General features: G+C 72.5%; 7 protein-coding genes. 4 read left to right on the plus strand and 3 right to left on the minus strand.

The window, feature by feature from the left end; translation table 11 throughout:
* Positions 1–99 precede the first annotated feature (99 nt).
* Both HN013_RS03760 and HN013_RS03765 read left to right on the plus strand, forming a co-directional pair.
* Positions 100–2,349, plus strand: a complete 2,250-nt coding sequence (locus tag HN013_RS03760) for an MMPL family transporter (RefSeq protein WP_171162920.1) — start codon at positions 100–102, stop codon at positions 2,347–2,349.
* Between the two features lie 41 nt (positions 2,350–2,390).
* Entirely contained in the window at positions 2,391–2,915 is a 525-nt protein-coding gene (locus tag HN013_RS03765; protein WP_171162923.1) for a cupin domain-containing protein, read from the plus strand.
* Between the two features lie 73 nt (positions 2,916–2,988).
* On the opposite strand, the gene HN013_RS03770 is transcribed toward HN013_RS03765, so the two are convergent.
* Positions 2,989–4,278, minus strand: coding sequence for a serine aminopeptidase domain-containing protein (locus HN013_RS03770; RefSeq protein WP_312018491.1), 1,290 nt, complete (start codon positions 4,276–4,278; stop codon positions 2,989–2,991).
* Between the two features lie 298 nt (positions 4,279–4,576).
* Between HN013_RS03770 and HN013_RS03775 the strand changes: the two genes are divergently transcribed.
* Positions 4,577–5,620 (plus strand): ABC transporter substrate-binding protein, encoded by a 1,044-nt coding sequence (locus HN013_RS03775; protein WP_171162927.1) that lies wholly within the window; start codon positions 4,577–4,579, stop codon positions 5,618–5,620.
* 67 nt (positions 5,621–5,687) lie between these two features.
* Here the strand turns inward: HN013_RS03775 and HN013_RS03780 are convergent, their stop codons facing one another.
* The gene (locus tag HN013_RS03780) at positions 5,688–7,388 is read right to left on the minus strand and encodes an ABC-F family ATP-binding cassette domain-containing protein (RefSeq protein ID WP_171162930.1); all 1,701 of its coding nucleotides are present in this window, start codon (positions 7,386–7,388) and stop codon (positions 5,688–5,690) included.
* A 413-nt stretch (positions 7,389–7,801) separates the two neighbouring features.
* Positions 7,802–9,235 (minus strand): MFS transporter, encoded by a 1,434-nt coding sequence (locus HN013_RS03785; RefSeq protein WP_171162932.1) that lies wholly within the window; start codon positions 9,233–9,235, stop codon positions 7,802–7,804.
* Between the two features lie 158 nt (positions 9,236–9,393).
* Here HN013_RS03785 and HN013_RS03790 point away from each other — a divergent pair, with 158 nt between their 5' ends.
* Complete coding sequence (locus tag HN013_RS03790; RefSeq protein ID WP_171162934.1) at positions 9,394–10,494, plus strand: Lrp/AsnC family transcriptional regulator; 1,101 nt, start codon at positions 9,394–9,396, stop codon at positions 10,492–10,494.
* The last annotated feature ends 476 nt before the right edge of the window (positions 10,495–10,970 follow it).

Below are 10,970 nucleotides of genomic sequence, written 5' to 3' on the forward strand. Positions count from 1 at the left end.
GGACGATCCGAAATACCGGGTGGTGCCGCGCACTTCGGCTCGATCCGGTCTGGTTTCAATCGACCATATTCTGCGCATGATGGGAAGGCGGACCGACAGGTGACCGGAAAAGACCGTACGACCGGGGAGAGGAGCGGGGTGCGGAACCACTTCGTCATCAGGCACGCGCGATGGGTGCTGTGGGTGGGAGCCCTGTTCATCGCGGGGTGTGCCGCGTTCGGCTTCTCCGTCTCCGACCACCTGGCGCCCTACGACGCGACCAACCCCTCGTCGGAGAGCGTCCGTGCCGACGAACTGGTCGAGAGGACGGCCCGCTTCAACCCCAACCCGGGCATCACCGTGGTCGTGGACGCGCCGCGCGGTGCCGACGGCCCCGAGGCCCGGGAGCGCGTCTCCCGTGTGGTCGGAGAGCTCAAGGAACACCCCGCGATCGCACGGGTCTCCAGTGCGCTCGACCCCCAGGGCAGGGCCCTGGTCTCCACGGACGGCAAGGCCACGGTGGTCGTCGCCAACTTCGGGCCGGCGTCGGTCAAGGAACGGCAGGATGTCGCGAAGGACGTCCTCGACGCGTTCGCCGACACCCCCTGGGCGGCTGTCGGCGGTATCGACACCGCCCAGGTCCAGATCAACAAGACCTCCGCCGACGACCTCGTCACCGCCGAGCTCCTGGCCTTCCCCGTCCTGCTCCTGCTCGCGTTGTGGTTCTTCCGCGGTCTGGTCGCCGCGCTGATGCCGCTGCTGGTCGCCGCCATCACCGTGGTGATGACCTACTTCACGCTGCGCGTGTTCACCGAGCTGACCACCGTCTCGGTGTTCGCCCTCAATCTGGTCACCGGCCTCGGCCTCGGCCTCGCCATCGACTACAGCCTGCTGTTCATCAGCCGCTACCGCGAGGAACGCGCCCGCGCGGACACACATCAGGAGGCTCTGCGCGTCACCCTGCGGACCGCGGGGCGCACCATCGTGTTCAGCGCCCTGACGGTCGCCGGCGCCCTCGCCTCGCTGACCGTCTTCCAGGAGAACTTCCTGCTCTCCATGGGCATCGCCGGCATCGCCGTCCCCCTGCTCGCGGTCTTCGCCACCCTGGTGATCCTGCCCACCGTGCTCGTCGTGCTCGGTGACCGCATCGACGCGCTGGCCCCCTCCTGGCTCCGCAGGCGCGCCGACACCGAGTCCCACGCCGGCCGCTCCGGAGGGTGGTACCGGCTCGCCTCGTTCGTCATGCGACGCCCCGCCCGGATCGCCCTGGCGGGCCTCGCCGCACTGCTCGTCCTCGGACTTCCCTCCCTGGGAACGAAGTTCGTGCTGGCCGACGAAAGGGTCCTGCCCGACACCCACAGCAGCCGTGCCGTCGCCGACGAGCTGCGCGAGCGGTTCGGCCCCGCGCTCTCCCGCGCCGTCTACGTCGTCGTGGAGGACGACGCGCAGGCGGCCGCTCCCCTCGTACAGCGGATCAAGGAGCTGAAGAACACCGCGTTCGTCAGCCCGCCCGCGCCGTTGTCCGCCCGCACCTCCCTCATCACGGTGCAGCCCGCCTCCGCCCCCTTGTCGGAGGACGGCAAACAGCTGGTGCGCGACATCCGCGACCTCGACGGGCCGACGGACTTCTTCGTGGGCGGCGAGTCGGCGCGCTTCGCCGACCAGGGCAGCAGTCTCGCCGACCGGCTGCTGTGGGCCGTGCTCGTGGTGGTGCTCGCCACGGTGCTCTTCCTGTTCCTCGCCACCGGCTCCGCGACCCTGCCGCTGGTCTCCCTGGTGATGAACGGCCTGACGGTGGCCGCCGCCTTCGGTGCCCTGGTCTTCGTCTTCCAGGACGGCCGGCTGGAGGGCATCCTGGACTACCAAAGTGTCGGCGCCCTGGACTCCACCCAGCCGATTCTCATCATGGCGATGGTCCTCGGACTGTCCACCGACTACACGGTGTTCCTGCTGTCCCGCATCAAGGAGGCGCACGATTCCGGGCTCGGCACCCGTGACGCGGTGGCCGTCAGCGTCGAACGCACCGGCCGTATCATCACCGCCGCCGCCCTGATGTTCTGCGTGGCCATGGTCGCGTTCTCCATCTCCGAGATCGTGTTCCTCAAGGAGATCGGGCTGGGCGTCGCCTTCGCCGTCCTGCTCGACGCCACGCTGGTCCGCTCGATGCTGGTTCCCGCGCTGATGGAACTGATGGGCAAGGGCAACTGGTGGTCCCCACGACCGCTGCGCCTCCTCCACCGGCGCATCGGACTGAGCGAATCGGACGGCGCGCCTCTCCCCCGTCCTCCGGGGCGGCCCGGTGCGACCGCCGCCGCTCCCGCCGGAGCCGACGGCAAGGACGTGCGCGACCCGGCCGTGCCCGGCGACTGACCCACAGCGAACCGACCGCACCGCGAAAGGCAGGAGCGCAGATGCCACTGGACGCCTTCACCCTCCCCGACGGCACCCACATCCGCTACACGAAGCGCACCGACTCCCCCGAGACCGAGGGGTTCGAGATCGAGATGACGGTGCCGCGGCACGGCACCGCCACCCCGCCGCACACCCACCCGGCGCAGACGGACGAGTTCTATGTGCAGTCCGGCCGGGTCGAGATCTTTCTGGACGGTACCTGGCACACGCGGGGTCCCGGTGAGGAATTGATCGTGCGGCCCGGCCATGTGCACACGTACCGCAACAACTTCCACGAGCCCGTCGTCATCCGCAATGTGCACCAGCCGTCCGGCAGCTTCCAGGAGTACCTCGACCGCATGGGTCTTCTGGTACAGCAGGGGAAGATCACGAAGATGAGCGGACTGCGGACGCTCACCTATATGTCGATCCTGTTCACCGAACACACCGACGCTATGCGCCTGCACAGCCCGCTCCTGCGTGCCGTGACCACCCTGCTCGCGGCCGTCGCCAAGGTGCTGGGCCTGCGGGCACCGCGCCCCTGAACCGGGGACGGATCCCCTGGGGCGCCGGGCCGCGCCGGTCCGGCTGACGGGAGGTGCCCGGAGCCCCGTCCCGTCAGCCGGACCGGGCGCGGAACGGTGAACACCCGCCCGGCGACAGCCCGTTGTGGCTGCCGAGGAAGGCCAGGACGTCGCAGACGGACTGCCCGAGCACGTCGTCGTGCCCGCTGCCCGGATATGTGCGCTCGGTGACCGCCGGCGAGCCGAGGGCGCGGAGGTTGCGGGCGACCTGTGCCGTCCAGGTGGCCGGTACGTCCTGATCGGCTCCGCCCTGGACGATCAGCACGGGAGCGGTGACCGCGGCGCGGTCGGGGTTTCCGTAGGCCGCCATCTTGCCTCCGACGGACGCCAGTTGGGCGCGGGTGAGCGGCAGGGCCTGCTCCGTGGTGATACCGGACAACGATGGGTGACGGACCGTCAGGCACTCCTGGAAGACCTGCTGGGCCGTCCGGTGTGCGGTCGGCCCCAGCAGCCGGGGCAGGTCGACCGAGGGATCCGTGGCGCCGAGCCCGGCGAGGGAGTACAGCGCGAACGCGAGGCTCCCCGGCTGGTGGGCCGCGATGACGCCGGGCAGCATCACGTCCAGGTGGCTCGCCGGGGCGACGGCGACCGCGCCCCCGAACCGCGTTCCGGACGACCGTCCGGCCGCCCGGGCGGCGAAGAGGGCGGCCTGTCCGCCCTGGGAGTGCCCGACGGCGAACCACGTCGGTGCCAGGTCCGGCAGCAGCCCGCGCGCGGCCGTGACGCTGTCCACCACCGCGTTGCCCTCGTCCGGGCCGACCAGGTAGGTGTGCATGCCCGGTGTGCCCAGCCCGGGGTAGTCCGTCGCCACGACCGCGTAACCGGCCCGCAGGAAGGCGCCCGCCTCCTGCGCGTACACGTTGTACCCGAGGTTCGCCGCCTGCGAGGGCGCGCACCCGTCCGCGACGCCGGTCGTCCCGTGCGCCCAGGCGATCACCGGCCGGCCGCCGGGGGGTGCGGCGCCGCGGGGGACGAGAACGGTCGCGCTCACCGCGATGTCCTTGCCGTGGGCGTCCGCCGAGTGGTGCAGCACGGTCCAGCGCCCGGCGCCGCCTATCCGGGCGTCCGGGCCATGGTCGGTGGCGGCTATCAGCGTGCCGGGCGGTGCCGCGGGCAACGGCTGGGGCACCCGGTACGTCCGCCCGTCGAGCCGGACCTCGTCCAGCGCCTTCCCCCCGGCCCCCGAGGCGTTCACCGCCCGCGGCGGCCCGGAGGCGTCGGCCGAGCAGGCCGCGGCGGACAGGGCGACGACGACCCCCAGGGCCAGGAGCCGGCACGGCCCGCGCCGGAGGCGCTTCGGCCGGCCGGAGTTGGATATGTTCACGGCATCCGTTCCCTCCACCTGGGCGATGGCACCGTTCCGAGCCTCGCACCCGCCCCGGCCCTCGGCAGCGGACGGGCGTCCGGGCGGGTGACGGGGGGTGCGTACGGAGGCGGGCGGAGCGGGCGGGACGGCCCTGCGCGACCGGTGGGCGGGACCGGGCCGGGGCACGGCCGGAGGAGGCCGTGGAGCGGGTGCGGCTCTCGCGTGAGGCACCGGACGGGGCAATTAGGTTAGCCTTCCCTAGCTTCAACTGTCTGTCCGGTTCTTTTCCCAGCCCCGCGACGAGAGAGGCCCACTCATGGCCATATCCAGCTCCCTCGGCCTCCCCGGCCCCTCCCGCCGTCGCTTCCTCGCGGTGGGCGGCGCCCTCGCCCTCGGCCCGCTGCTCGCCGCGTGCGGTGACAACGGGAAGGACAGCGACTCGCAGGGCGAAGCGGGCAGGGGCGAAGGCACCTGGTCCTTCAAGGACGACCGCGGCATCACGGTGAAGACCGACAAGAGACCGAAGAAGCTCGTGGCCTTCGTCAGCACCGCCGCCGCCCTCCACGACTACGGCGTCGAGTGCACCGCCGTCTTCGGCCCCAGCCAACCGGTCGACGGCAAGCCCAACCCCCAGGCCGGCGGCCTCGACGTGACCGGGCTGACCAGCCTCGGTGAGCAGTGGGGGCAGTTCAGCCTGGAGAAGTACGCGGCCCTCAAGCCCGACCTGCTGATCAGCAACATGTTCCCGCCGCCGGACCTCTGGTACGTACCGCAGGACAGCAAGAAGAAGATCGAGACCCTGGCGCCGACCGTCGGCATCAACGTCGCACGCACCTCGCTCCTCCAGCCCCTCAAGCGCACCGCCGAACTCGCCGAGTCCCTCGGCGCGGACCTCACCGCCAAGCCGGTCACCGACGCCAAGGCCCGCTTCGACAAGGCGGTCGACACCCTCCGCAAGGCCGCCGAGGCCAACCGCGGCCTGAAGGTTCTGGCCATGACCGGTGACCAGAACCAGTTCTACGTCGCCGTCCCCGACTCCTACTGCGACCTGAACTTCTTCAAGAGCCTGGGCATCCAGTTCGTCGAAGGAAAGAAGAGCGACGAGTTCGGCTTCTGGGAGTTCCTCAGCTGGGAGAACGCGGGCAAATACCACGCCGACCTCCTCATGGTCGACAACCGCTCCACCGCTCCAAAGCCTCAGGAGCTGAAGAAGAAGCCGACCTGGAATCTGCTCCCCGCCGTCAAGGCCGGCCAGACCGTCCCCTGGTCGATGGAGGAGCGCTTCAGCTACGCCGGCTGGGCCCCCGTCCTGGAGCAACTGGCCGCCGCGATCGGGAAGTCGAAGAAGCTCGCCACCTGATCGTACGGCCGGGCCGGACAGGGGGCCCGGAAGGCACTGCCGACATCAGTGAACGCCGCGCCCGGCCTCACCCGCCCGGCGAACGCTCCGCGCCACGCCGGACGCCCACGGCGGGCGGCTCGCTCACCACCAGGCGTGGCCAGTCGGCGAGGTCCCGCAGTAGTTGCCGGTCGTGCGTGGCGACGACGACGGCGGCGCTCGTGTCGCGGATCGCGGCGGTCAGTTCGTCGACGAGAACGGACGACAGGTGGTTGGTCGGCTCGTCGAGCAGGATCAGCCCTGGCCGCCCGGCCAGTGCCAGCGCCAGGTCGAGGCGCCGCCGCTGGCCCTGCGACATCCGTCCGGCCGGCGTGCGCAGCGCGTCGGAGTCGAGCAGGCCCAGCGCCCCGAGCGGGACGACGTCGGTGTCGCGGAGCGCCCCGCGTGCCACCAGCCGTCCCACGTGGCGGGCGTGCGCCTCGCGGGCGGTGAGTTCGGCGTCGTGCTCGGCGGTCTCCTGGGTGACCCGGACGACGCGCGCCCCCGGCGCCGTCCGGACGCGCCCGTCCGTAGGCGTGATCGCACCGGCCAGCACCGCGAGCAGTGTGGACTTCCCGGCGCCGTTCGGTCCGGTGACGAGCAGCCGGTCGCCGCCGTCGAGGACGAGGTCGACCGGACCGGCCAGCCGTCCGTCCACGGCCACGCCGTGCGCCCGCAGTTGCGGTGCGCCACGCCGGACACCCGGGTCCGGCCACCGCAGCGCCGGCGGCGGCGCCGGTACGTCGATCCGGTGCGCGTCCAGGGCTTCCTGTTGCCGGTTGAGGGCCTGCACGACGCCCGGTGCGCGGGACTGGCGCTGGTGTTTGCCGGTGCCCTTCTCCGGGCGCCAGCCGGTGGAGAGCCGGTCGCGGGCCTTCGACACCGCGTCCCGCAGCCGCCGGTGCTCGGCCTGCTGCTCGTCGTGGTCCTGTTCCCAGCGTTCGCGTTCGCGACGCCGGGCCTCCTGCCAGGCGTCGTAGCCGCCGGCGTACAGGCGCGGCCTCCCGTCGCGGGCCGGGTCGAGGTCGAGGAACCGGTCCGCGACGTCGCGCAGCAGCGCCCGGTCGTGGCTGACGACGGCGAGGCCGCCGCCGTGCTCGCGCAGCCTGCGGGTGAGGAAGTCCAGCCCGTCGGCGTCGAGGTGGTTGGTCGGCTCGTCCAGCAGCAGGACGTCGTGCCGCGCGCCGAGCAGGCAGGCCAGCCGGACCCGGTAGCGCTGTCCGACCGAGAGCGTCGACAACGGGCGGTCGCGGTCCTGGCAGGCGCCGAGGGCGTCCAGGGCGACGTCGACGCGGCGTTCGGCGTCCCACGCGTCGAGCCGGGTGGCGGCGTCGAGGGCGACGGCGTAGCGGTCGCCGGCGGCCGGGTCCCCCTCGGTCAGGGCGAGGGCGGCCTCGTCCAGCGCACGGAGGGCCGCGAGCGACGCGGCGAGCGCTTCGGACGTCAGGCTGCCGACGGTTTCGCCGTCCCGCGCCGACAGCTCCTGGCGGGCCAGGCCGATCGTTCCGGCCCGGTGCACGGTGCCCTCGTCGGGCGTGATCAGGCCGGCGAGTACGTGCAGCAGCGTCGTCTTGCCACGGCCGTTCTCGCCGACGACGGCGATCCGCGACCGGGACGGGACGGTGACCGAGACGTCGTTCAGGACGCGCCGGGAACCGCGGGTGACGGTGACGCCCTCGACGCGGACGTGTGCGCTGCCGCCCGCCTCGGCGGGCAGGGGCAGGGCTTCGGGGTTCTGGATGGGGTTCAAGAGTGCTCCGCAGCTCGCAGTGGAGCCGGGCAGCGGCGAGCGGCCGCCCGGCGGGAACCGGGACGGCGAGCGCGAATTCAGCGGAAGGAGCAGAAGAAGGGCGCGCCGCCGTCAGCGGGCGGAACGGACCTTCTGCGACCAGATACCTCGTGCCATGCCGGTCACGGTAGCGCTGTGGCCGCCCCCGCTTCCACCGAATTACGGCCGCTCACGGCGCGGGCCAGTGGATCTCGCGCAACCTGGCCGGCGGCGGGCACGAGCCGGTCGGGCAGGGCTATCCGCCACTTCCCGGGCGGGCGGAACGGGTCCGGCCACCCTCCCGCCGAAATTCGGGGTGCTCCTCCGTAAGACGCAGTCCGCCTGAAGCCGCTCGTGGTTCAGTACCGGACTCGCTGCGTGCGGTGTGCCCCGACTCATGTGCCGGAGCCCGTGCCCGGGCGGCCGGCCGTCATCGCGCAGGCGGCCGCCGCGGTCGCGGCCAGGAGCGCCGCGGCCGCCCCGAGCGCGTGCTCGGCGGCCGTACGTGCGATGCCCGTGGTGTTGAGGTAGACGCCGCCGACGACAGCGACGCCGAGGGTCCCGCCGAGCTGCTGGACGGCGTTGAGCAGCCCGGCCGCGGAGCCGGTCTCCTGCGGTCCGACGGCGCGCAGCGCGGTGGTGAAGAACGGCGGGGTGAACAGGCCGGCGCCGATTCCCGCGACGGTGAGCGCGAACGGCAGGGCGGTCGGGTATCCGTCGGGCGCGGCGGCCCGGTAGGCGAGCGCGGCGGCGGCCAGGCCGGTGGCGAGGATGGCGGTGCCGGAATGCATGACGCGGGCGCCGTAGCGGGGGACGAGGTGGGATCCGGCGGCCCAGGAGGCGACGGCCAGGCCGACGGACCAGGGCACCAACGTGAGTCCGGCGGTGAGCGGGCCGTCGTGGAGGCCTTGTTCGAGGTGCAGGACGACGGTGATCATGGCGCCGTTCACGGCGGCGAAGAAGAAGGCGGAAGCGGCCAGTGCGGCGGGGAACGCCCGGCCGCGCAGCAGGGCGGGTGCGACGAGCGGAGCCAACCCGCGGCGAACGGTGCGGCGTTGGTGGGCGACGAACGCGGCCAGGACCGCGGCGCCGGCGGCGGCTGTCGCCCATGCGGCGGGGCCGGGGTGGCCGGTCGCGAGCGGGCACACCAGCAGGGCGGTCCCGAGCATGGCCAGCGCGGTGCCGGCGGGATCCAGGCGGGGCCGTACGGGGGCGCGGTCCTCGCGCAGGCGCGGTGCGGCGGCCAGGACGGCGGCGGCGAGGGGGAGGTTGACGAGGAAGACGGCGCGCCAGGAGGTTCCGAGCAGGTCGGCGTGGGTGAGGATGCCCCCGAGCGCGGGTCCGGCGACGGCGGACAGTCCCATCACGGGGCCGATCATGCCGAGGGACTTGGGCAGTTCGTCGCCGGTGAACATGGCGCGGATCAGCCCGAACGTCTGGGGGATGATCACGGCCGCGGCGGCGCCTTGCAGGGCGCGCAGACCGATGAGGGCGCCCGCGGTGGGAGCGAGCGCGCACGCGAGGGAAGTGGCGGCGAACGCGAGGACGCCGACGCGGAAGACGCGTTTGCGACCGTGGATGTCGCCCAGGCGGGCGCCGGTGAGCAGGCCGAGGGCGAACGCGAGGGTGTAGGAGGCGCTGAACCATGGGATGTCGGCCTCGGGGCCGCCCAGGTCGGTGTGGATGACCGGGCCGGCGACCTGGACGATCGTGGCGTCGAGGAGGTTCATGGCCTCGGCGGCGAGGAGCGCGGCGAGTGCCGTCCAGCGCCGGGCGTACGGGGCGGCGGGCGCGGCGGGCGGTGTGCCGGTGCCGGCGGTGTGGGACATGCGGATCCCCTGGGGTTCGCGAGGTCAAGTGTTCGGGTGTTCGGGCGGCGTCGTGGTGCGGCGCCCGGCGACCACGGTGCCGACCGCCCCGCGCTCGGTTCCATTTCTTCGCGCACCATCGGTGATTACTTCCATCCGGCTCGGCTAGTTTGGCGAATATGCTCGTACTGGACGATCTGGACCGGGGGCTGCTCCATGCCCTGCACGTGGACGCGCGGGCGCCGTTCACGCTCATCGCCGACGTGCTCGGCTCCTCGACGCAGACCGTGGTGCGTCGCTACCGCCGCCTGTACGCGCAAGGCGGCCTGCGCGTCGTGGCTCTGCCGGCCCCCCGCAGTTCGGACACCCACCACTGGTTCGTGCGGATGACCGCCGCGACGCGCAGCGCCCACGACATCGCGCTCGCGCTCGCCCGCCGGCCCGACACCTCGTGGGTGCGGCTGACTTCAGGCGGCACCGAGATCGTGGCGATCATCCGGACCGCGCCGTCCGGTCCGGACGCACACACGCTGCTGCTGCGCGACATCCCCCGCACCGCGGGCGTCACCGCGGTCTCCGCGCACTACCTGCTGCACACCTATCTCGGTGGACCGACGGCGTGGCGAGGATGCGCCGACGCACTGGACGCGGCACAACAGGCGCGGCTGCGCGCGGAACGGGGCACCTCGGGCCCGTCCGGCTCGGAGACCGGCACGGAGACCGCCGCGGACGATGTGCGGCCGGGCAGTTCAGCGGGCGCGGGCAGCGCCGGAAGCGGTGGCGACAGCGGCGGCAGCGGGTCGGGCGGCGCGTACGAGCGGGCCGAACCCGCGTACCTGCTCACCGACGCCGACCGCCTGCTGCTGAACGCGCTGCGCGAGGACGCGCGGATCAGCTACGCGGACCTGGCGGCGGCGACCGGCACCACGGCGTCCACGGTGGCGCGCAGACTGGCCGAACTACGGGCGCGCGGCGCGCTGTTCTTCGACATCGACGTGGAGCCCGCGCTGCTGGGGGTGACCGTGTCGGCGCTGCTGTGGATGCAGGTCGCGCCCGCGCACCTGGACGCGGTGGCGACCGCGCTCGCCGGACACGAGGAACTCGCGCTGGTCGCGGCGACGACGGGTCCGACCAACCTGGTCGCGTACGCGCTGTGCCGGGACGCGGAGGGGCTGCACCACTACCTGACCCGACGGGTGGCGTGGGAGGCGGTGACGCGGATCGAGACGGCACCGGTGCTGCGGACGTACAAGGCGGCGACGACCCTGCGGGCGGGCTGACCGGCCCTCGGCGGGTCCGGTGGCCCGATGGCGACGGGGGCAGCGGCCGTTGCGGATCGTCCGGTGGAATGAGGAGTTGTCAAGAACTGTTAATTCCGGCTCGACTTCACGGCACTCGCAGCTTTAGTGCGAAAACCGATTCGCGAGGATTCCGCCGGTCCGTGACCGACGCCAACCGGGTGCCGCAGTGGTGAAGTACAGTCGTCGGCAATTCCGACGACCCAGCAGGGTAGGTCCACCGTGCCCAACCATCCGAACGCCGACCCACATGACGCATCCAGCGGCATTCTGGACATTATGCACGACACTTTCGACTACGCGGCCCACCGCGTCACGGGATCGGCCGACGAGGCCATCGGCTGGGTGGGCCACTCGTCGCTGCCGAAGGAGGACAAGACCGCGCTGCGCGTGTTCGTGGAACGATTTCCCGGAATCACCTTCTACCGCGACGACGAAGTGCTGCTCGACCATGTGGA

This window comes from Streptomyces sp. I05A-00742, from assembly GCF_013055795.1.
GTDB lineage: Bacteria > Actinomycetota > Actinomycetes > Streptomycetales > Streptomycetaceae > Streptomyces.

Excerpts from the sequence above, each read along its gene's own strand:
- HN013_RS03785 (WP_171162932.1), bottom strand. The coding sequence starts at position 9,235 with ATGTCCCACACCGCCGGCACCGGCACACCGCCCGCCGCGCCCGCCGCC.
- HN013_RS03765 (WP_171162923.1), top strand. The coding sequence starts at position 2,391 with ATGCCACTGGACGCCTTCACCCTCCCCGACGGCACCCACATCCGCTAC.
- HN013_RS03775 (WP_171162927.1), top strand. The coding sequence starts at position 4,577 with ATGGCCATATCCAGCTCCCTCGGCCTCCCCGGCCCCTCCCGCCGTCGC.
- HN013_RS03790 (WP_171162934.1), top strand. The coding sequence starts at position 9,394 with ATGCTCGTACTGGACGATCTGGACCGGGGGCTGCTCCATGCCCTGCAC.